Source organism: Rhizobium sp. P38BS-XIX (assembly GCF_012641435.1).
GTDB lineage: Bacteria > Pseudomonadota > Alphaproteobacteria > Rhizobiales > Rhizobiaceae > Rhizobium.
The window spans coordinates 132,918-155,126 of record NZ_JABAIJ010000013.1 but is presented as its reverse complement, the minus strand read 5'-3'; the positions used below and the strand labels follow the sequence as shown (position 1 = coordinate 155,126).

The window sequence follows — 22,209 nt, the reverse complement described above, 5'->3', positions numbered from 1 at the left end:
AATGCGGCTAGTGCGCGACCACTGCTTCGCCCGAGGCGGCCATGATCTTTTCTTTGGGGACGTCGGGACCGAATTCGGCAGAGATCTTGCCGCGGTGCATGACGATGATGCGATGGGCGATGCTGAGGCACTCGGCGACTTCCGACGTCGAATAGATCACCGCCAGACCTTCCTTGGCACGCTCCGCCAAAAGCTTGAAGACTTCTGCCTTGGCACCGATGTCGATACCGCGGCTTGGCTCGTCGAGCAGGATGACCTTCGGCTGCGTCGCCAGCATTTTACCGATGACGACCTTTTGTTGGTTGCCGCCGGAAAGCGAGCCGATCGCCGCTTCGCCGCCATCGGTCTTGATGTGAACCTTGCGGATCGAGTCATTGACCAGCGAACGCTCGCGGCCGCCTGAGGTGAAAAGACCCTTGGTAAAGGCACCGATGCTGGCAAGCGACAGATTGGAGCCGACGGTCATCGTCTGGACAAGGCCGTCGCGCTGACGGTCTTCCGGCACGAGCACCAGGCCCTGGGCGATACGCCCGGCGATGCTGAGGCCGCCAACGTCCAGATTGCCGAGCAGCACACGTCCGCCGCTCGCCTTCAGGCGGCCGGCCACGCATTCGAGCAGTTCAGTGCGCCCGGCCCCCATCAGTCCATAGATGCAGACGATCTCGCCTGCACGGACCTGAAGGGACATCTGATCAACTGCGTTATAGGCAGCGCCGGCCGGACCTGGAACGGTGAGGCTCTCGATATTGAGCGCGACGTCACCCATCTTGTGCCCGCTCGGCGGGCTGCCGAGGTCGAAATTGTCACCGACCATGTTGCGGACGATCCACTCGAGGTCGATGTCCTTGCGCTGGGCATAGGCGGTCATATTACCGTCGCGCAACACGACGGCGTGGTTGGTAATCTGCAGCGCCTCTTCAAGATGGTGCGAGATATAGACGATCGACACGCCGCGGCCGGTGAGGTCACGAATGACCTTGAACAGGACTTCCACCTCGGTGGCGCTCAGCGCCGATGTCGGCTCGTCCATGATGAGGATGCGGGAATTGACCGAAAGCGCGCGGGCGATCTCGACGATCTGCTGCTGACCGAGGCGCAAATCCTCAACGGGCGTCAGCGGATCGATATGCTCTTCGAGCTCTTCCATCAGCGCACGTGTTTGACGCTCTTCCTCCGCGAAATCGACCACGCCGCCCTTCATGATCTCGCGACCCATGAAGATGTTGTCGCGGACGCTCAAGTTCGGCGCCAGACTTAATTCCTGGTGAATGATGGAAATGCCGCAGGCGCGGGCATGGGTCGAGGAGGCGAAAGAAATCGGCGCGCCATCGAGAACGATCTCGCCCGAGCTCGGCTGGATGACGCCGGACAGGATCTTCATCAGCGTCGACTTGCCGGCGCCGTTCTCACCGAACAAGGTAGTGACTTCGCCGCGGCGAATGTCGAAATTGACGCCCTTCAGCGCGTGCACGTTGCCGTAGGATTTTGCGATGTTACGGGCGGCAAGGACAACTTCGCCGGTACCAGCCTCTTTTTCCAGCGCCTGGCTCATTTCACGTCGACCTTTACAGGAGTGATCAGCCAGTTCTTCGGGTTGATAAGCTTGAAGACGCCGACGACTGTCGCGCTCTTGCCTGTCAGCTTCTCTGGGTCGATGCTGCCGAGTGTCGCCTTCTTCATCTCGTTATTGATGGCGGAACCGGCATCCTGATATTCGATCTGATTGGTGAACTGGCCGAACTCGATCTTGCCGGTCGCGTCACGCAGGTCCGTGCCGTTGATCGCCGGGCCGGTCTGTACGCGAACGGTGATGCCGTCAGGCATGCCTTCGACCTTGAATTCGTTCAAATTGGCCTTGCGGTCGCCAAATGTCCCCGTCAACGTGACGGGCAGGACAGGACCGGTGGTCGTCGCAACCCCATATTTTTCACCCGCCGCCTTTTTGTCCGCCAGTGCGGCGTTGGCAAGCGTTACCGCATCGACAGCGCGCTTCTCGACATCGGCCAGGACCTTCGGGAATTCCTGGGCGCCATAGGTTTCCGGCTGGAAGCCCTGTTCACGCACATCGTGGTCGGAGCCGATCTTGACCACCTTGGTGTCGGCGGCAATAGCGCCGATCACGATGACGACGGCAGCGATGCCCGCGACGATCTTGAGTTTGGAGCCGGTTGGCTTGGCGGTTGCGTATTGAGTTTGCGTATTCATGTTCAAACGACCTTCGGCATGTCAGCCGGATTGCCTGATGGAGAGGGAGAGGTCTTGCGCCAATAAGGGCGTTAGCAAGCGGGCATCCCGTGCCGGGGCACGCGGATACGCTTCGCTCGGCTTTGCCGAGGGTTGCGACCGGAATGGAAGTTCAACATCAGGAGCCTCCTCTAAAGACCAGATGACCGTCTCCTCCGGTCATCTTTTCAGTTCGACAGCGCCTCCGCACAGAAAGTCGCTGTGATAGAATTGTGTTAATAACTGTATTTCATATGTTATAAATTCTGGAGCCTGTCAATCGCCATTTATCATATTTTAAACGGCTCCCAGCGTTTTGATCGATAGGTTCGCTCACATTGTTGCGCAGTCCGCCACAGGCGTGCTGATGCCCGCGCAATGGTCTGCAGTCAAAAACAAGATTTTTATGAAATAAGTGAAATAAGCATATGATATATATGCAATAAATCACTTAGTTGACATGAAAGACTGCGGCTCGCCTACGATTTGGACGCGAAGAAAACGGTGTGTTTTAGCCTCTCTTTGTCACCTCCTTGCGGATTCCATCGCAGTGTACAAAATCCGTGACTGGCAATCATTCTAGCTGAAAAAAATTACAATACCAGAAAAATTTTACTGCAAGTGTGATATCTCTATGTTATAAGTCGCGCATCGCGATTGAGAATGTTGTCGTATAGAATCCGGTGACTCGTTTCCGATCGAGTGCGGCTGGTGTTTGTATCGGCCTTCTTATCGGATCGTGCTGCGTGCGACTCGGGGTGGAGCTTTTCCTGAGTGTCTCGCCGGGAGGGATTGGTATGGTTTTGATGAATGAGAGCGCCGCGTTTTCGTGGCGTGTGATGGTGGGGTTGGCGCGCAATGCCTGATACTGGCGGAATTATCATCGGGATCGATGCCGGAACGTCTGTTCTGAAGGCGGTCGCTTTTGAATTATCCGGTCGGCAAATCGCATCGGCGTCGGCGCGAAATCGATATCAGACCGGAGACGACGGCTCCGTCACGCAGTCGCTGGATCAAACCTGGCTGGACTGTGTCAGCGCCTTGCGCGGCCTGGGAGACAAGGTTCCAGGTCTGGCATCCCGCACGGCAGCGATTGCCGTCACCGGGCAGGGCGATGGCACCTGGCTTGTCGGTGCCGACAATGCGCCCGTCGGAGATGCATGGCTCTGGCTTGACGCCCGCGCGGCGCCGACCGTGATGCGCTTGAGCGGCGGCCCCGATGATCGTGCCCGTTTCGAGGCGACGGGGACGGGGTTGAATACCTGCCAGCAAGGTGCGCAGCTTGCTCATATGGATCGGTTCATGCCGGAATTTCTCGACCGCGCAGAAGCGTCGCTGCATTGCAAGGACTGGCTTTATCTGAACCTGACGGGCATTCGCGCCACGGATCCGTCGGAGGCGAGCTTTACGTTCGGGAATTTCCGCAATCGCCAATACGATCCGGTCGTGATCGAGGCTCTGGGGCTGGCGCGTCGACGTTCCCTTTTGCCTGAGATCATCGATGGCACCCAGATCAGTCATCCGCTGACGGACGAAGCGGCGCGAGCCGCCGGATTGCGCGCCGGCACGCCGGTGTGCCTCGGCTATGTGGATATGGTCATGACGGCGCTCGGCGCGGGCGTTCGCACCGGTGGCCAGAATGCGGCCTGCTCGACGATTGGCTCGACTGGTGTCCATATGCGGGCAAAGGCGGTGCCTGATGTTCAGCTCAACGATGAGAACACCGGTTACGTCATCGCATTGCCCATCCCTGGCATCGTGACCCAGGTTCAAACCAACATGGGCGCGACGATTAATATAGACTGGATATTGCGGATTGCGGCCGATTTGATGTCGGCAGGCGGCAGTCAAGTCTCCTATTCGGATCTCATTCCGCGTATCGATGCCTGGCTGGCCGAAACGCGCCCGACGAACCTCCTTTATCATCCGTATATTTCGGAGGCAGGCGAGCGTGGCCCGTTCGTAAACGCTTATGCCCGTGCGGGCTTTACCGGACTTTCCACGCGACATGGCTTTGCCGACATGTTGAGGGCAGTCGTCGAGGGGCTCGGCATGGCGACGCGCGATTGCTACGCGGCCATGGGCGACATGCCCTCGGAATTGCGCATAACCGGCGGCGCGGCACGGTCTCGCGCGCTCCGCAGCTCGCTGTCGGCCGCTGTGCGGGCGCCGGTCAGAGTTTCTGATCGCGAAGAGGCGGGGGCTGCCGGCGTTGCGATGATGGCCGCCGTCGCAATCGGTGTTTACCCCGACATGGATAGCTGCATCGCTGAATGGGTGACGCCGCTGCTGGGTGAAGCCGAAGCGCCGAGCGCAGAAGATGCCGAGCGTTATGACCGCCTGTTTGACGCTTACAAGGACGTACGAGAAGCGATCGCGCCCGCCTGGGAGAAGCTCGCCGGGCACTAACCCAGCAGCGCGTGGCGCCGTTCATACAGTTTGATTTCATGATGCCAAGGGCATCCGAAGGAGCATGACATGAGTGAACCCGAAATCCTGGATCTTTTCGTGATCGGCGGCGGCATCAACGGCGCCGGCATTGCCCGTGATGCGGCCGGTCGCGGCCTCTCCGTCATGATGTGCGAAAAAGGCGATCTGGCCGAAGGAACCTCTTCGCGCTCGGGCAAGCTGGTGCATGGTGGCCTGCGCTATCTTGAATATTATGAGTTTCGTCTGGTTCGCGAGGCGCTGATCGAACGCGAGGTCCTGTTGAATTCGGCAAGCCATATCATCTGGCCGATGCGTTTCGTCTTGCCCCATAGCCCGACGGATCGCCCTGCCTGGCTCGTGCGTCTCGGCCTGTTCCTCTACGATCACTTGGGCGGCCGCAAGAAGTTGCCAGGAACCCGCTCGCTCGATCTTCATCGCGATCCGGAGGGTGCCCCGATCCTCGACCAATATTCGAAAGGGTTCGAATATTCTGACTGCTGGGTTGATGACGCCCGTCTCGTCGTTCTGAACGCGCTGGATGCTGCCGCAAAGGGAGCGCAGATCCTGACACGCACTGCCTGCATCAGCGCACGTCGCGATCAGGGCGTGTGGACCGTCCAGATGCGCGACCAGCGATCGGGCGAGGTTCGCACGGTACGCGCCAAGGCTCTCGTGAATGCATCCGGACCGTGGGTAAACGACATCATCAACCGTGTTGCCGGCTCAAACAGCAGCCGTAGCGTCCGCCTCGTCAAGGGCAGCCATATCATCGTTCCGAAATTCTGGAATGGACAACAGGCCTACCTTGTCCAGAACCACGACAAGCGCGTGATCTTCATCAACCCTTACGAGGGCGACAAGGCACTGATCGGAACGACCGACATTCCTTATGAAGGCAAACCCGAAGAAGTCAGCGCCGAGGAGAAGGAGATCGATTACCTGATCGCCGCCGTCAATCGCTACTTCAAGGAAAAGCTGCGTCGTTCGGATGTGCTGGAAAGTTTTTCCGGCGTGCGGCCACTGTTTGATGACGGCAAGGGCAATCCATCTGCCGTGACGCGGGACTATGTCTTCGATCTTGACGAGACCGGCGGCGCTCCGCTTCTCAACGTCTTCGGCGGCAAGATCACGACCTTCCGTAAACTTTCGGAACACGCCATGCAGAAGCTTGCCCGATTCTTTCCGAACATGGGTAACGATTGGACCCGCAGCGCCACGCTTCCGGGTGGCGAGATTCCCAATGCCGACTACGTGGCTTTCGTCGATTCGTTGCGCACCGCGTACCCCTGGATGCCGCGCAACCTGATCAACCACTACGGCCATCTCTACGGGTCGCGGACGAAAAAGATCGTCGGCGACGCCACCTCGCTGGTGGGGCTTGGACGCCATTTCGGCGGCAACCTCTATGAGGCAGAAGCTCGCTATCTGGCGACTTCCGAATGGGCGCAAAAGGCGGAAGATGTGCTTATGCGCCGCACAAAGGAAGGGCTGGGTATGACAGCCGAGGAGAAAGCGGCGTTTTCGGCCTGGTTCGACGCCGAGCTGGCGCTTGCTGCCTGAACCATCGATCATTGCCGGGAAACAGATCCATGCCCTTGACCCTTTCGCTGAATACAAACCCGTTGGTGAACCGCTTTGCCGAACCCGCCGATGTGATCGAGACAACTGCGCGCGATCTGCGTATTCGCGATTTGCAGCTGACGCATGAGTTCATTAACCCTAGCTGGCAGGCACCGGTGATCCGCCGCTTGACGCGTGACATGCAGGCAGCGATGCGGCGCACTGGCGTTCGTGTCACTTCAGGCATGACGGGTCCCTACGGGCGGCTCAATCATTTCGGTCATCCGGACAAGGACGTTCGGCGCTACTACGTCGACTGGTTCAAGACATTTGCCGATATCACAGCCGATCTCGGCGGCCATTCAGTCGGCACACAGTTCGCGATTTTCACATATAGGGATTATGACAATCCGGCGCGGCGCGAAGAGCTGATCCGGATTGCCATCGATTGCTGGGGTGAGGTGGCCGAACACGCGAAGTCGGCCGGATTGTCCTATATCTTCTGGGAGCCGATGAGCGTCGGCCGCGAATTTGGCGAAACCATCGAGTCGTCCCTGGCTCTGCAGGACAGGCTTACGAAGGCGCCGTTTGCGATCCCGATGTGGATGATGGCCGATATCGACCATGGCGACGTCACGTCAAGCGATCCCGATGATTATGACCCCTATGCCTGGGCTCGTGCCGTCCCCAAGGTTTCACCGATCATCCACATCAAGCAGAGCCTGATGGATAAGGGCGGCCATCGGCCGTTCACCGCCGAATTCAACGCTAAAGGCAGGATACAGCCGGCGCCGTTGCTTGAGGCGTTTAATCAGGGCGGCGCAAAGGACAATGAAATCTGCCTTGAACTCTCGTTCAAGGAACGCGATCCGAACGATCGGCAGGTCGTTGCGCAGATTGCCGAAAGTGTCGCCTTCTGGGCGCCTCATATCGACACCGGCGTCAGTGACTTGCATATCTAACCGCAGAGGCAACTGAGTCCCCGTTTCGCAGCCAAATCAATCATGAGGTGATGTCGGCGACACTCGATCGGGACCAACGGGAGGCAGGCGGTATCATATGTGTGACAACAAGAAGGGAAACGGTCGATGACGGATGCGGATGCTTCGCTCGCCGTGCGAGCGGCCTGGTTACACTATGCAGGGGGACTGACGCAGTCCGAGGTGGCGAAACGCCTCGGTGTCCCCTCCGTCAAAGCGCACCGTCTGATCGCCCGCGCGGTTGCCGAAGGCGTTGTCAAGGTGACGATCGACGGCGATATCGTCGAGTGCGTCGAACTTGAAACCGAGCTGGCTGCGCGCTTTGGTCTGCAATATTGCGAGGTAGCCCCCGATCTCGGCGAGGAAGGGTTCGAATTTCGGGCCCTCGGCCAAGCAGGCGCCGGATTTCTTCGGCGCGAAATCGAAAGCGGCAACAACAAGGTGATTGGCCTTGGTCATGGTCGAACGCTGTCTTCAGCGGTCCATCATCTGTCGCGCGTCAGCGCCAAGGAGTTGCGTTTCGTCTCGCTGCTGGGTGGCCTCACCAGAAACTATGCCGCCAATCCCTACGACGTCATGCATCGTATTGCCGAAAAGACAGGAATGCAGGCGCATGTGATGCCCGTGCCGTTTTTCGCCAACACGCGCGAGGATCGGGATGTGCTGCTGGCGCAGCGCGGTGTGAAGGAGGTCTTCGATCTCGCAAACGGCGCCGAGCTCAAACTTGTCGGTCTGGGTACCGTCGATACCGACGCCCAACTCGTGCTGTCGGGTATGGTAGAGCCACGCGAGATCAAGGAAGTCACGGCCGCCGGCGGCGTCGGTGAAATTCTCGGGCACTTCTTCGATGGCGCGGGCAACATCATTGAGACGACGCTTTCGGCACGTACGCTTTCGGCCTCGTTGCCACGCTCGAAGAAGGAACGGCTTGTGGCGCTCTCAGGTGGACTTCCGAAGGTGGAGGCCATTCGCGCGGTTCTGAAGAGCGGCTGTCTCTATGGCCTGATCACGGATGAGAGAACTGCTCGCGCCCTCATGGAAACATAACAACAATCATGTGATAACATGCCATTTCATATCAATATCACAATTATAATGTTGAATTGAGAGATACTAGTGTTATATCTTGTCTAAGCCCATTTGCACAACAGTCGGGGTTGCAAGGTGAAGCGGGAAGAGCGGCAGCAATCGATCATCAATCTGCTTGTCGAGCACAAGACCGTCGACCTCGACGATCTGGCCGATCGTTTCATTGTGTCGAAGATGACCATTCATCGCGATCTCGATGATCTCGAGCAGGCCGGTGTCCTGCGCAAGGTCCGCGGTGGTGCGACAATCGACGCCGGCACGCAATTCGAAAGCGATTTCCGCTTCCGCGAACGTCAGGGTCATGATGAAAAGATTGCCATGGCGCGCGCGGCGCTGGAGCTGGTCGAGCCCGGCATGACGGTCATGATCAATGACGGCTCGATGGCCGCCGTTCTCGGCGAGATGCTTTTGCAAAAACGGCCGCTGACACTGATTACCAACAATGCGGCGATCATCGATCGCATGAAGAACGAAAGCGGCATCACGCTGATTGCGCTGGGTGGCATCTATTCCGCCAAGTTTAACGCCTTTTTGGGTGTCGTGACGGAAGAGGCATTGTCGCGGTTGCGCGCCGACATCGCCTTCCTGTCGACGCCAGCGATTTCCGGTCGGCTCGCCTATCACATGGACGACAATGTTGTTCGCACGAAACGCGCGATGCTTGCCTCGGCCAGGAGGAGCTGCCTGCTCGTCAGCCATCAGCGCATCGGGCACACGGCGTTGCATGTCATGGCCGATCTGACCGCTTTCGACGCAGTGATTACCGATCGCGCCCCAGATGCCGATATTCTCGAGCAATTCGGTCATGACGGTATCGCCCTTACCATCGCCTCCAACCAGGATATGACATGACAGAGACCCCTCGCTACTGGATCGGCACGAGCTGGAAAATGAACAAGACTTTGGCCGAGGCGCGCGCCTTTGCTGAAGCATTGAAGGCTGCCGATGCAACAAGGGATGGGCGCATTCAGCGGTTTGTCATTCCACCCTTCACCGCTGTGCGGGAGGTAAAGTCAATCCTGGCCGAAACCTCGGTCAACGTCGGCGCTCAGAACATGCATTGGGCCGATCAGGGGGCCTGGACGGGGGAGATCTCCCCGTTGATGCTGAACGATTGTAATCTCGATATCGTGGAGCTCGGCCACTCCGAGCGCCGCGAGTATTTCGGAGAGACCAATGAGACTGTCGGTCTGAAGACCGAGGCGGCTGTTCGCCACGGCCTGATCCCGCTCGTCTGCATCGGCGAAACCCTGAGCGATCGCGAAAGCGGTCGCGCGACGGAGATCCTGAGCGAGCAGGTCGTTGGCGCGCTGTCAAAGCTTTCCGATAAGCAGAAGCACGCGCAAATCCTTCTGGCTTATGAGCCGGTCTGGGCGATCGGCGAAAAGGGAATTCCCGCTGAGCCGTCGTATGCCGACGCGCGTCAGGCGGAGATCATCGCAGTCGCCGAGACAGTGCTCGGCCACAAGATTCCATGCCTCTACGGCGGATCGGTCAATCCGCAGAACTGTGAAGAACTCATATCCTGCCCGAACGTAGACGGGCTTTTCATCGGGCGCTCCGCCTGGAAGGTCGAAGGCTATCTCGACATTCTGGCCAAGTGCGCCGCCAAACTCTAAGGAGACTATCATGAAACTTGCTATTGCAGGCGACAGCGCGGGCGAAGGCCTGGCAAAGGTGCTCGCAGACCATCTGAAGGATCGCTACGAGGTGAGCGAAGTCTCGCGCACTGAGGACGGCCCGGATGATTTTTATGCCAATCTGGCGGATCGCGTCGCTTCCGGCGTCCTCGATGGTACTTACGACAAGGCGATCCTTGTCTGCGGTACTGGGATCGGCGTCAGTATTTCCGCCAACAAGGTGCCGGGTATCCGCGCAGCCTTGACGCACGACACCTATTCGGCGGAGCGCGCCGCGCTGTCGAACAACGCTCAGATCATCACGATGGGTTCCCGCGTCATCGGCCCCGAACTTGCCAAGGCCATTGCCGACGCCTTCCTGGTGCAGACATTCGATGAAAACGGTCGTTCGGCCGGAAATGTCAAAGCCATCAACGAAGTCGACGCGAAGTACAACGCTCGCTAGTAAACGCAAAGAGCCAAAGCGGTTCAGAGTTTCGACGAAAACCGAACCGCTCAAAGGCCAGTCTCCCAAGACGCAGCAAGCCCGGCCGATCACTTCAGATTGGCCGGGCTTGTCTGTCTTTCGCAACGAATGTGAGCGGCTGTTATTTTGCGCCGCGGCTAGCCAACCACTGCTTGAATTCGACGTTGGTGTCGGTCTGGATCGCACCGACGCCGGCCGCAATGAGTGCACCCCATACGCCGTCAGGATCCTTGAGCGCGCGGCTGTCGTTGAACTCGAGATTGTGGGAGACGTCGAGCGTATTGATCCACAAGCGGATATTTTGGCGATCCAGTTCCTCGCGACCCGCGGCAAGATCGGCGATATCGGCAAACTTGACTTCGATCATGGGCGCCCGCAACGGCTCGATCATGCGCAGATCATCCGCGAATTTCTGAGGCCGGACGCGAAACATGGGCATGTGCGGAATGGAGCCGAACCAATCCTCGTTCAGAACCGGGAAGCTGCCGCTTTGCGGCTGGACGTCCGATTTGATGATCACATGATCTTCAGCGCCGAGCCGTCGCACGGCCGCAATCACCATCGGCAACTGATCCGGAAACTTCGTATCGATGTTGACGAAGATCCGCCCGCGGGCCTCTTCGAGAGCCTCTTCCAGGGTCGGTACACGTTCATCGCTTGCCGCCGCCGCCGTACCTCCCGAGCCGACACGCAAGCGGGCATCGCGAATTGCAGCAAAGCTGCTGGCGCCGACGATGCCTTGAGCTGTTGTCGTGCGATCGAGTGTCTTGTCGTGAATGACGACGAGGTGCCCATCGGCGGTCGACTGGGTATCGATCTCGACGAACTCCACCCCGATTTCAGCGGCAGCCCGGATCGCCGCGAGCGAATTTTCCGGTGCGGCGGACCATAAGCCGCGGTGGGCGATGGTGAGAATATCGGGATTGCTGCGTGACAGGAGCTCGAAGATATCGCAGGTCCGTGCGGAGAGGGCGGCATTCTGGCTGGGCATGGAGACGGCTTTCGTGAAAATTGTCTTTCAGGCGGATGGGACTCATTCGACATCGGTAACGCATTATCATTAATACACATAAAGTGTAATATTTGTGACGAGCCTGATGACGATGAATTTATGGCCTGCTTGCGAGCTTCGATCTGACAGGCTAAGGCGATGATCAAAGGATCGAGATCAATATTCATGGCAGCGCTTGAGAAATCCCCGCTAGCGACTGAAAACGAGCGCCTTATCCTCGATATCGTCCGCCGCCATGAGCCGATCGCGCGTGCGACGATCACCACACACACCAACCTGACGCAGCAATCCGTTCATCGATTGGTCGAATCGTTGATTTCGCGAGGTTTGCTGCGTGCTGGTGCACCCCTGAAGGGTGCGCGCGGACAGCCGAGCCCCACCATCGAATTGGCAAGGCAGTCCGCCTTCTCCGTCGGCATTTCGGTCAATACCGATGCCGTCACCATTTCGCTTGCGGACTTCGGATGCGATGTCGTCGATCAGAAAACGATCAAAGGGGTGCCGGACGATCGGCGCAAAACGCTTTCCCTTCTAGCGGCAGAATTGAACGTCATCCTGGAACGCCATGGATTATCACGTCAGAAGCTGATCGGGTTGGGCTTTGCCATGTCCGGTTTTTTCGTTGGCGATGACAGGCGGTTCAATGCGCCGGAGCCTTTAAGAGACTGGTCCCTGATCGATCTGCAGCCAGAGCTTGAGGATGTATTCGCCTTGCCTGCATGGCTGGAGAACAACGCGACGACCGGCGCCATCGGGGAAAGCCTTCGCGGGGCTGGACGCTGGTGCCAGACCTTCGCATATCTGTCGTTCAATTATGGCTTTGGTGGCGGTCTCGTGTTGGAGGGCAAGCCATATCTGGGATTCCATGGCAATGCTGGTGAGTTCAGCGTCATCTATAACCCCGATGAATCTCCGCGACGTCCGGCGCTGCAGTATCTGATCCGATTGTTGCGCGACAGGGGCGTCGACATCAGGTCGATCGAGGAGCTGAAGCACAACTTCGATCCATCGTGGCCAGGTGTGGAGGACTGGCTTTCCGAGGCTATGCCAATGCTGGATCGTTTGATTGCAACGCTTACCGGCGTGCTTGATCCACAGGCGATCGTATTTGGCGGCCAAATCCCACCGGAACTTGGGCGAATGATGATCTCTCGTGCCCGCGTGCCATCGCAGCGTAAGCATCGCTATGGTGTTGCCCCGTTAGGTCCGCGGCTGGTTCTTAGCGAGACCAAGGGCGATGCGAGCACCATCGGCGCTGCGCTGCTTCCGCTGAAATTCCGCTATTTCTTGTGATTTTGCCTCGTTTGTGGAGCCGACACAGGCAGCGGCTCAACGCCTTCGCGTCTTGCGTTTAATGCTCTCCGAGCAATCCGCGAAGCTCCGTCAAGCGATCGTTCACGAGCCAGCCATAGTAGTTTTCTTCCGGCAGCTTCTTGCCGCCGGCAGCATCGGCCGCCTGCCGCAAGGCAAGCGCACGTCGCCGGGGCTGCCCGACATTGTAGAGCGTCGCGGTCAGGCCGGGATTATCCGATATATCAAAGCCCTGATCGCGATAGGCATCCATGGCGTCTTTGACGATCGCGGCGATATAGATCACACTGCGATCCGGATCCATGATGTCGCGGTAAATTGCCTGCGGATCGTCTACGGAAAGCTTGGACAAGCCACTGGTGGCGTGAACGAGATCGGTGACTTCAAGCGCCGTCAGTGGGCTGATCTGGCCAAGGCCAAAGGTTTGGCCCGCAAAGAATGGCTGGAAGAAGGCCCGTTGAAACGTCATGTTTTCGTAAGTAACGCCGTCGATGATCTTGCCGCGGAAGCTTTGATCCCAGGTTTCGTCGCGGCATTCCCACAATTGAGCGCTACCGGTAAAGGCGTCGCAATGCGCGAATTCCGGCCTTTTCAGGAAGGACTGAACAGTCATGTCCTTGTAGCTGAACTTGAAATCGGCCTGAGAATAGGCAAGCGCCTTGACGTAATAGGACTTTACGCGGTTTACGATGGTGATGTTGTAGGTGTGCTCACCGACAAGCGCGCCGACAATGTGAATAGGGTCGATCTGATAGGCTTGGGCTGCCTTCGTGATCGATGCCATCAAATCCTTGTCATCCCGAAGAACGCTGACGATCTTCTGGTACTTGTCTTCGTAGGTCGTATTGAACGCCTTTACCCGCAGCGCCGAGGTGTTCGGTATTGGCGGCTGCTCGCTATTACGATTGCCGGGCGGCACGCGTACTAGCTCGCGCGCAAATGAGGCGCTTGCAAGGGCCGCAACGAGGAAAAGACCGAGTGCCAGGATTTTCGACAGGCTTGTACGCATTCGCAAGTTGACTTTCAAAACTATTCCCCGGCACGGGGACGATCTTCATACGCGAACACGCTACGAAGGCAAGGGCAGGCGCTTCTTCCGGCCCACGAATCACAATAAACTTGCGGCATATCAGCCTCCGGCTGCAAAGGCGGGTGCCAATGCTGCCGCGGCGAGTTCTCGCGGTTATGTTTGCACCGCGGGCTTGAAAGGATGCCGTTGAATCATCTTGTTGTCGCAGGAAGTATTTTGCTTGCAGCTGCGCCCGGCGAGGCGCTGCCGACCATGGCGGATGTTACGGCCCTTGCAACGGCGGCCGTCAGAAGACGGATCGACGTACCGCCGTCAGCGGTTCATATATTGAGTGCGAAGTCCAGTGAGCGGATGCCGGGCTTCGTTGTCTGCGGCCGGGTCGATATAAACTCTCATTTGGCAGGCGAGGGCGATAGACATGGGGAGCGCTTCTTTGTGGTCGTGCCCGGCGACTTCGCCATACTCGATCAGGACGGTAAAGCTCTCGTCGATACCTATTGGTCTGCCAATCACTGTGAATGAGAAGCGAGCGCCTTGCTGATCATTGCAAGCTCTTCCGGCGTGCGGCCGGATTCGAGCCTGACCCAGCTGTTCGGATCATCGGCTGACTGGCGCTTGATAAAGGTATAGCCGGTTCCTTCCCAGCCCTTTATCGTGTCCGACAGGTTGTCGAGGATCATATCGCCATTGTTCGTGCGCGCCATAAGGACGAGATGTCCTTCATTTTGCTTGTCGAGAACGACCGTCAACAGCAAAGCCGAGCGCGGCCAGCCGGCCTCGATCAGCAGCTTCTTTTTCAGGATGACATAATCGTTGCAATTGCCGGCGCCGTCGTCGGGATAGGTCCACCAGTTGATGATGCCCATCTTGTAGATGCCGTAGTGGTCGTTATCGCCAACGCCCTGGATCTCGCGATTGACGAGGGCGTTGATCTGCTGCAGCTGCGTCCAACGCTCGCGATCGATCGTGACAAACTCGTCGCTCCTTTGGCTTTGAACGCACTCGGAGGGCTGAGCCTTGCAAAAGGTCGCCCAGCCGACCGGCACGCTGGCATCCGCAACAACATTCGCAAATTGATGCGTGTTGACGATTGCCGTGTTGACGACGGGTTTTGCAGTTGTCGCCGTCGAGAACAACAGCCCGGCGACGAAGAGAAAGCTTGCAGCGACTAGAAACGAACGCATACTTGGCTCCATGATTTGGAGCCATGAAATCCGAGGCGCTCAAATTTATTCGGAACAAGATTATTCGCATTTTAGCGAAGCTGCGTTTTTCGCCGCCGCCGCGCACCATATGCTGCAACGTAGGGTGTCGTTGGCGCAATCCAGTCTTGCAGGTGCTCAGCCAATGGATGCCCTAAAAACCGGACATCAGCAAGAAAACTATTATTTTTCAATGATATGTGGGTTTTTCCTAAGCAGGCTTGACGTGTTCATTGTTTGCTTACTCTGAATCTGGATCTCTATGGCGAGGCGACTGGGCGGCCCACCGGTTTGGCCATGAAGTCAGGGGATATTCGTGCGTTGATCACGCCAGAAGTCAGCTCGGCTCGCCTTTCGTTGCCGCATACAGTGCGGTTTTGCGGAGCTGATGCGTGCCTTTGGCGGAACGAGGAAAAGCAAAAAGGATCGGCAACCGCCGACCCTTTTGCTGATTGTTTGACGCCTCGGTGAGTCTAACGTCGGCGCATACGCTGTGGCGGGAGGCGGCCGGAGAATGTGCTGGAGACATCGTCGGCAAAAGCCGGTTCTGTCTGGAAGATCTGGCCGACGGGCTTGGGCCTGCCAAGGAAGAAGCCCTGCGCCTCGTCGCAGCCTTCGACGCGAAGGATTTCCAGCTGATGATTGGTTTCAACGCCTTCAGCCAGAACCGGTATTTCCAAGCTCTTGCCAAGGGTCAGGACGGCTCGAACGATCGCTTTTGCCTGGATGCTTTTATCGACCTCACTCATGAAGGAACGATCAAGCTTGATCTTGTCGAAGGGGAACGAGCGCAAGGTGTCGAGCGAGGAATATCCTGTCCCGAAATCGTCGATGGCAATGGTAACTCCCAGCGCCCGCACCTGCCGCAGGACATGCAACGTGCGATTTTTGTCGGCGATGATGGTCGACTCTGTGATCTCCAGCTCAAGTCTCGATGGCGACAGCCCCGTCTCGAGCAAGATCGAATGGATCAGTTTGGCAAGATCGGCGTGAACAAACTGCACGGGCGATAGATTGACGGCGATCTTGTACGGCTTTTTCCACGAGGCGGCCTGCTTGCAGGCGGTTCGAAGGACCCATTCGCCGATAACGAGGATCGTGCCGCTTTCTTCCGCTATGGGGATGAAATCCGAAGGCGGCACCGGACCTCGTTCCGGATGGTTCCAACGCAGCAAGACCTCATAGCCGCAGACTTCGCCGGTTTGCACAGAAGTCTGCACCTGATAATGCAGATCGAGTTGATCGAGTTCGACTGCGCGGCGAAGGTCCTGCGCAAGCGTGTGACGGGCGCGAGCCGCTTCGTCCATTTTGGATTCGTAGAAGCAGACCGCGCGAGCAACATCGGCTTTGGCGCGATACATGGCCAGATCGGCATTGCTGATCAGGCGCTCCTGATCGTTGCCGTCATCGGGATAGATGGCAACACCGATGCTGGCCCCTGTTGCTAACTCGAAGTCGTCGATGCGGATCGGCTCGAACAGCATTTTTTCGAGCCGGGCCACGAAATCCAAAAGTTCGCTCTGGTTGCGGAACCGCTTTGCGGCGGCAAATTCGTCTCCGCCGACGCGGGCAACGGATTCGCCATCCCTGATCAGGCGCAGGAGCCGACGGCCAATGATCTTGAGAGCCTGATCGCCGGCCTTGTGACCGCGTAGATCGTTGATCTCCTTGAAGCGATCAAGATCTATGCCGATGACCGCGAGCTTCGTGTCATCTTCCTTGGCATGTTCAAGTTCCCTGTCGAGATAGTCGCTGAAGCTGCTGCGATTGGGCAGGCCGGTCAGCAGGTCGTTGAGAGCCATGTGTTGCAGCTTTTGAATGGAATCGCGCGAGGCGCGTTCATCAATCATATAGCTGGCGACGCCGGTGCCGATGATCAACATTCCCCCACCTGCGACCGCGACGGCCATGGCTTTCAGCGCATAGGAGTCGATGATCCCCGCACCGGTTGCCAAGGGCGTTACGGACACGGCGGTCATCGCGGTAAAATGCAGCGAGATCACTGCGAGAACAAAAAGGAGCAATGCCGCTGCCGCGGCGAAGCGCCATGGACGACGGACCGCCTGATTGAGCGCCAGCACGGAGAATCCGACCGACAGCGACACGGAGGCGACGACATAGCTTACGTTCCATTCCACGATACCGTCGACATGATAAGCCATCATGCCGGTATAGTGCATAGTCGTTACGGCAAGTCCGACAATTGCGCCGCCCACTTCCGGCGCGATCCTTGGCAGCCGGGAAAGAGTGACGGAGAAACCGGCGGCGCATCCGGCGACCGCCAGAAGAAACGATACCATCGTCAGGATCGGATCAAACGCGACAGGAGCGCCAACCTCATAAGCCAATATCGCGACGAAGTGGGTGCACCAGATCGAGGAACCCGCCGCGACACCGGTCAGGAAAATCCAGCCGCCGCGCTGAAGCCCGTAGGTTTTCTCTGCTCTCTCCAAAAGATTGAGCGTTATCCATCCGCCGCTGACGCAGACAAACGCCGCAAGAAGAACCAGCCAAAGACTATGTTCCGTGAAGATGCATGATAGGACGCGCACGCAGAGAATCCTGAATTTGCCGAGAAGAAACATGCCTGCCAAGTTGCAGTCGTTTCCCCCGAAAGCGATGGCCCTATGCTTTCAGCTGCAAACACTAAAGATCGCGTAAATACGCTCGGCGCAAACCCGCATGGAAAGCGTCGTATAAAGCTCTATCACCACACAAATTCGTTGCATTCAATGAGCTTGGCCGCGATTCAGCGCGGAGAATAAGCCTCGATTAGAAGTAGAAAAATATCTAATTTAGACTTGTCTTTCTATCTGCGGGCGATCATGCAATCTATAAACGTAGTAAAATTTATATAAATAAATCGCACATACTGCGATGTGCATGTTGTTATCTCAAAATAAATATCTTCGTTTAATAATAATAACGATAAATCATCAGTTTAGTTGTATTCAACCAGAGAAAAAAATCGAGATGCAACCTATAATATCGAGGTGTTTCTTGAGGATATTAAATGGCTGCATGGAACTTGGTTGCAAACTAAGTTGGGCCTTGGGAAAGTTCGCCGGCAATAGATCCGGCAATTTTGCTGTGATGACGGCATTGCTCGCCGTTCCTCTGATCGGGGCAGCGGGGCTTGCGATCGACGTTACCAACGCACTCGTTATCAGGGCCGAGCTCTACAATGCGGCGGATGCTGCAGCTGTTGGCGCCATCGCAACGTCATCCCCGGCGGTAGCCGCAGCCATGGCGATGACCACCGATGGCACGATCAGTGTCGGACAGGATGACGCGAAGACGCTTTTCTTCGGCCAGGCATCCAGCGACCTGCAAAATGTGCCGGTCAATGTAGATATCAAGGTGACAAAGGCGGCGAATATCGTTTCATCCACGGTCAATTTCTCGGCCACAGTACCGACAACATTGATGCAGGTCATGGGGCTGATGTCGATCCCGCTCAATGGTACCGCCTTCGCACAGTATCAGACGGCAAGTTTTATCGACTTCTATATGTTGTTGGATAACACGCCATCGATGGGAGTGGGTGCAACGTCGGATGATATCACGATGTTGCAGACTCACACGAGCGATACCTGTGCGTTTGCTTGCCATAATCTCGATACGACGAACAATTACTACAATCTAGCCAAGAGCCTGAAAATCAACATGCGCATAGACGTGGTGCGTCAGGCGACGCAGTCGCTGACGGATACTGCGACTAAAAACCGCCAGACCCCTGATCAATATCGCATGGCGGTCTACACTTTCGGAACCAAGGCCGAAGCTGCAGGTCTGACCTCCGTCTCCGCGCTGTCGTGGGATATGACCCAAGTGAAGACATCGACTGGGGCCGTCGATCTGATGACCACACCCAGTCAGAATTATAACAGCGACCAGGATACCAGTTTTGATACGATGCTGACGCAGCTCAAGCCAATCATCGGCACGGGAGGCGGAGGTACAACGAGCGCAGATCGGTCGAAGGTCCTGTTCTTCGTAACGGACGGCGTCGGTGACAGTTATAAGCCGACGACGTGCACGAAACCAACAACCGGCGGTCGCTGTCAGGAACCGCTCGATACATCTTTCTGTCAACCGCTGAAAGATCAGAACGTCAAGATCGCAATCCTCTATACGACCTATTTGCCATTGCCGCAAAATGCCTGGTACAACACCTGGATTGCGCCGTTCCAATCGCAGATCGGTACGAACCTGCGCAATTGTGCTTCGCCTGGCCTCTACTTCGAAGTCAGCCCGACGCAGGGTATCTCCGATGCTATGAACGCGCTCTTTTTGAAGGTGATCCGCACCCCGAGGCTCACCGGCTGATCTCAATCAGACTTTGATGTGAACGTGAGAGACTTCACCAGCTCCAGGATCTTCTGCCGGGTTCGCGCATCCTTGATTTTCGCAAAGGAACGATTGAGTTCAGCACCCTCTTCGGAAGCAAGGAAGTGAACAAGATCGTTCTTCGCGACGATCGTCTCGTCGGACAGAGCAAGTCCTTCTGTCTCTGCTGTGTCGAAAAAGTAGGAAACCGGAACACCCAGACAATCCGCAACCCGCTGGAGCCTGCTGGCTCCGACGCGATTGGTTCCCTTTTCGTATTTCTGAACTTGCTGAAAGGTCACATTGAGGCCTTCCGCGAGCGCCGACTGGCTCATCCCCAGTATCCGCCTTTGCAGGCGTATGCGCCTTCCAACTTCAACATCGATCGGGCTTGGTGGCTTCTTCTTCGATGTATCCTGCACTGATTCCCCTTTCAGATGCTTGAAAACCGCCCACCAGACGTCACGACGTTGATGGGCGGGAAGCTGCGGCAAGTTGTTGACGTCATCCCGGCATAGTTCGCCTATAGGACTGCCGAGACCGACGAAAAACCGCAATGTCAATCGAAGCGCACCGTTGTTACTTATGCGTATTTCATGCGCGTTAGGGACAATGCTTGCGTTATGTGAACATTGGACCGAGGCTGCAGCGGCGTGCGCTAGCGCAGTCGGGCTTCATGAGGTCGCCGATTCGCGGTTGATCTGCCTGATCGTGTCGATGAAGGCTCTGAGTTTGGGGGCAAGCTCGGCGCGGCGAGGAAAATAGACGAAGAGACCGTCCTCGGTCACGGCGTGCTGTGGCAGCAGCTCTATCAATCTGCCTGCCGCGATATCCGGCTGTACCAGTGGTTCGAACACATAGGCCAAGCCAACTCCAGCGATGGCCAGCTCGATCGCCGAATGAGATTCGGTGACGATTGCCTGTCCGCGCACCGTGACCGCGACGTCTCGACCGTCCTCGATGAATTCCCATTGATAGAGGCCACCGGAACGCATCAGGCGGTAACCGATACAATTATGGTTCGAGAGATCACCAAGTGTTTTCGGTCGGCCAAAGCGGCCGATATAATCGGGTGAGGCAACAACGATTGAACGGAAGGGCTTGGTGAGGCGCACGGTGACCATGTCCTGCGCAATCATCTCGCCAACCCGTATGCCGGCATCGAAACCTTCCGACACAATGTCCGTCAATCGCTCATCGGAAAAGATTTCGACTTCCACTTCCGGGTAGCGATCGCTCATGCTCGTGATGACGCGTGTCACGCCGAGCGGCAGACAGACCCGGGGTGCATTCAGCCGCAACAGACCGCTCGCTCGGCCTTTGACGGCGCGTATTCGCTCCATTCGTTCGTGAATATCCTGCAGGGCAGGCGCTGCGGTTGCAATCAGGTTTTTACCTGCCTCCGTCAACGCGACGCTGCGCGTCGTGCGGGCAAAAAGCGGTTGGCCGAGCCGCTCCTCAACCAGGCGGACCGAGTGGCTGACAGCCGATGCACTCATGCCCAGCTCATGGGCGGCAGCTGCGAAACCACCGCGGCGGCCAACTGCGACGACGACAGGCAGATGTGCGAGCAGATCACGATCCATTCCTGAATAATATCGCATAATGCATGTATATTAAACAGCCTTATCACGCGGCCCGAAAAGAATGAATGTGTGCCCATCAGGTTGAACGGCTCCTCAAGGAGCCCGTCGTTTCAAGTGGAGCACCTCATGAGCATGGAATTTTACACCCTTGGCAATAGTGGGCTGAAGGTTACCCGGCTTGCGCTCGGCACCATGACGTTTGGGACCGAATGGGGTTGGGGTGCCGATAAAGACGCCGCACGCGCCATCTTCAATGCCTATGTCGATGCCGGCGGCAATTTCTTCGATACGGCCGATGCCTATACCGGCGGCACATCCGAGACTTGGCTCGGAGAATTCATCGCGGAACGCGGATTGCGCGACGATGCGGTGATTTCGACGAAGTTCTCGATGAATCTTACGGCGCGCTCTCCAAACGCAGCCGGCAATGGCCGCAAGAACATCCTGCGGGCCGTCGACGCATCGCTGAAGCGCCTGCACACCGATCATATCGATCTCTACCTGATGCATTGCTGGGACCGGTTGACGCCGCCGGAGGAAGTGATGCGGACATTTGATGATCTGGTGCGGGCAGGGAAGGTCCTGCATGTCGGCCTGTCCGACGTTCCCGCCTGGTATGCGAGCCGTGCCCAATCCATTGCCGAACATCGAGGCTATGAGCCGGTATCGGCCCTGCAGCTCGAATATTCGCTGGCGGAGCGCAGTATAGAGAACGAATTCGTACCCTTCGGCACCCGGTATGGCGCAGGGATCATGGCCTGGAGCCCTTTGGCAAGCGGCCTTCTCAGTGGCAAGTATCGTCCAAGCGTCGAACATCAGGGGGATGGTCGCCTGGAGATGGTGCGCGGCACGACAAATCCGGGATTTCAGAAGTTCAATGATCGCAACTGGGCAATCGTTGCCGAACTTGAGAAGGTTGCGGCTGACCTCGGTCGAAGCATGGCGCAAGTGGCGATCAATTGGGCAATGACGCAGCCGGGATTGGCCTCGGTCATCATCGGGGCAACCAGGCTTGAACAACTGAAGGATAACCTGGGCGCACTTGATTTCGTCATCCCGTCGGAGCTGCGCCAGCGGCTTGAGGATGTCAGCACTCTTCCATCAAGTTTTCCCTATTCTTTCTTCGGATCCGAGATCCAGGGTGCCTTGACCGGTGGCAAGACCGTTGCCGACAAACCGGCTGCATACCATCCGGATCTGCGCATTTCGGGCGAATTCGCCGGGGTCTGAGCTTCTGTCCCCTCTATTGAATTTTGCGCCGGCAGCAATGCCGGCGCAAAGTCCATAAACAGGGATGCCTTGTGTCTTCGGACGGCTGCTGCTACTGAGCGGCCGTGGCCTTCATAAGCCA

At 57.2% G+C, this 22,209-nt stretch carries 19 protein-coding genes; 11 read left to right on the top strand and 8 right to left on the bottom strand.

Annotated elements, in window-relative coordinates:
• Window positions 1–7 precede the first annotated feature (7 nt).
• Window positions 8–1,552, bottom strand: a complete 1,545-nt coding sequence (locus HGP17_RS29440) for a sugar ABC transporter ATP-binding protein (RefSeq protein WP_168814770.1) — start codon at window positions 1,550–1,552, stop codon at window positions 8–10.
• On the bottom strand, window positions 1,549–2,205 hold the full coding sequence (locus tag HGP17_RS29435; RefSeq protein ID WP_168814768.1) for a DUF2291 domain-containing protein: 657 nt from the start codon (window positions 2,203–2,205) through the stop codon (window positions 1,549–1,551). The genes HGP17_RS29440 and HGP17_RS29435 overlap by 4 nt, the downstream gene beginning before the upstream one ends.
• 876 nt (window positions 2,206–3,081) lie before the next feature.
• Between HGP17_RS29435 and HGP17_RS29430 the strand changes: the two genes are divergently transcribed.
• The 7 genes from HGP17_RS29430 (at window position 3,082) to HGP17_RS29400 (ending at window position 10,367) form a co-directional block, all read left to right on the top strand.
• Entirely contained in the window at window positions 3,082–4,632 is a 1,551-nt protein-coding gene (locus HGP17_RS29430; protein WP_168814766.1) for an FGGY-family carbohydrate kinase, read from the top strand.
• Between the two features lie 69 nt (window positions 4,633–4,701).
• Window positions 4,702–6,213, top strand: a complete 1,512-nt coding sequence (locus HGP17_RS29425; RefSeq protein WP_168814764.1) for a glycerol-3-phosphate dehydrogenase — start codon at window positions 4,702–4,704, stop codon at window positions 6,211–6,213.
• 29 nt (window positions 6,214–6,242) lie between these two features.
• The gene (locus tag HGP17_RS29420) at window positions 6,243–7,175 is read left to right on the top strand and encodes a TIM barrel protein (RefSeq protein ID WP_168814762.1); all 933 of its coding nucleotides are present in this window, start codon (window positions 6,243–6,245) and stop codon (window positions 7,173–7,175) included.
• A 126-nt stretch (window positions 7,176–7,301) separates the two neighbouring features.
• Window positions 7,302–8,240 (top strand): sugar-binding transcriptional regulator, encoded by a 939-nt coding sequence (locus tag HGP17_RS29415; protein WP_168814760.1) that lies wholly within the window; start codon window positions 7,302–7,304, stop codon window positions 8,238–8,240.
• Between the two features lie 117 nt (window positions 8,241–8,357).
• On the top strand, window positions 8,358–9,134 hold the full coding sequence (locus HGP17_RS29410; protein ID WP_168814758.1) for a DeoR/GlpR family DNA-binding transcription regulator: 777 nt from the start codon (window positions 8,358–8,360) through the stop codon (window positions 9,132–9,134).
• Window positions 9,131–9,901, top strand: a complete 771-nt coding sequence (locus HGP17_RS29405) for a triose-phosphate isomerase (protein ID WP_168814756.1) — start codon at window positions 9,131–9,133, stop codon at window positions 9,899–9,901. Before HGP17_RS29410 ends, HGP17_RS29405 begins: the two co-directional genes overlap by 4 nt.
• Window positions 9,902–9,911: 10 nt before the next feature.
• The gene (locus tag HGP17_RS29400) at window positions 9,912–10,367 is read left to right on the top strand and encodes an RpiB/LacA/LacB family sugar-phosphate isomerase (RefSeq protein WP_168814754.1); all 456 of its coding nucleotides are present in this window, start codon (window positions 9,912–9,914) and stop codon (window positions 10,365–10,367) included.
• Window positions 10,368–10,509: 142 nt separating this feature from the next.
• On the opposite strand, the gene HGP17_RS29395 is transcribed toward HGP17_RS29400, so the two are convergent.
• Entirely contained in the window at window positions 10,510–11,379 is an 870-nt protein-coding gene (locus HGP17_RS29395) for a glycerophosphodiester phosphodiesterase family protein (protein ID WP_168814752.1), read from the bottom strand.
• A gap of 186 nt (window positions 11,380–11,565) precedes the next feature.
• On the opposite strand from HGP17_RS29395, the gene HGP17_RS29390 reads away from it, so the two are divergent.
• A complete protein-coding gene (locus HGP17_RS29390; RefSeq protein ID WP_168814750.1) occupies window positions 11,566–12,693 on the top strand; it encodes an ROK family transcriptional regulator in 1,128 nt (375 codons plus the stop codon).
• A 58-nt stretch (window positions 12,694–12,751) separates the two neighbouring features.
• On the opposite strand, the gene HGP17_RS29385 is transcribed toward HGP17_RS29390, so the two are convergent.
• Window positions 12,752–13,720 carry a DUF1402 family protein gene (locus HGP17_RS29385; RefSeq protein WP_168814810.1) on the bottom strand — a complete coding sequence of 323 codons (969 nt, stop codon included), beginning with the start codon at window positions 13,718–13,720 and terminating at the stop codon, window positions 12,752–12,754.
• 237 nt (window positions 13,721–13,957) lie between these two features.
• Here HGP17_RS29385 and HGP17_RS29380 point away from each other — a divergent pair, with 237 nt between their 5' ends.
• On the top strand, window positions 13,958–14,263 hold the full coding sequence (locus HGP17_RS29380) for a hypothetical protein (RefSeq protein WP_246704279.1): 306 nt from the start codon (window positions 13,958–13,960) through the stop codon (window positions 14,261–14,263).
• Here the strand turns inward: HGP17_RS29380 and HGP17_RS29375 are convergent.
• Together HGP17_RS29375 and HGP17_RS29370 are read right to left on the bottom strand one after the other, a co-directional pair.
• A complete protein-coding gene (locus HGP17_RS29375; RefSeq protein ID WP_168814746.1) occupies window positions 14,251–14,925 on the bottom strand; it encodes a transglutaminase-like cysteine peptidase in 675 nt (224 codons plus the stop codon). The genes HGP17_RS29380 and HGP17_RS29375 overlap by 13 nt on opposite strands.
• Window positions 14,926–15,416: 491 nt before the next feature.
• Entirely contained in the window at window positions 15,417–17,495 is a 2,079-nt protein-coding gene (locus tag HGP17_RS29370) for a bifunctional diguanylate cyclase/phosphodiesterase (RefSeq protein WP_168814744.1), read from the bottom strand.
• Between the two features lie 469 nt (window positions 17,496–17,964).
• Between HGP17_RS29370 and HGP17_RS29365 the strand changes: the two genes are divergently transcribed.
• Window positions 17,965–19,272, top strand: a complete 1,308-nt coding sequence (locus HGP17_RS29365) for a TadE/TadG family type IV pilus assembly protein (protein ID WP_168814808.1) — start codon at window positions 17,965–17,967, stop codon at window positions 19,270–19,272.
• Window positions 19,273–19,274: 2 nt separating this feature from the next.
• Here HGP17_RS29365 and HGP17_RS29360 read toward each other — a convergent pair whose 3' ends face one another.
• A complete protein-coding gene (locus HGP17_RS29360; protein WP_168814806.1) occupies window positions 19,275–19,694 on the bottom strand; it encodes a helix-turn-helix transcriptional regulator in 420 nt (139 codons plus the stop codon).
• A gap of 252 nt (window positions 19,695–19,946) precedes the next feature.
• Entirely contained in the window at window positions 19,947–20,858 is a 912-nt protein-coding gene (locus HGP17_RS29355) for a LysR family transcriptional regulator (RefSeq protein ID WP_168814742.1), read from the bottom strand.
• 126 nt (window positions 20,859–20,984) lie between these two features.
• On the opposite strand from HGP17_RS29355, the gene HGP17_RS29350 reads away from it, so the two are divergent.
• Complete coding sequence (locus tag HGP17_RS29350) at window positions 20,985–22,088, top strand: aldo/keto reductase (protein ID WP_168814740.1); 1,104 nt, start codon at window positions 20,985–20,987, stop codon at window positions 22,086–22,088.
• The last annotated feature ends 121 nt before the right edge of the window (window positions 22,089–22,209 follow it).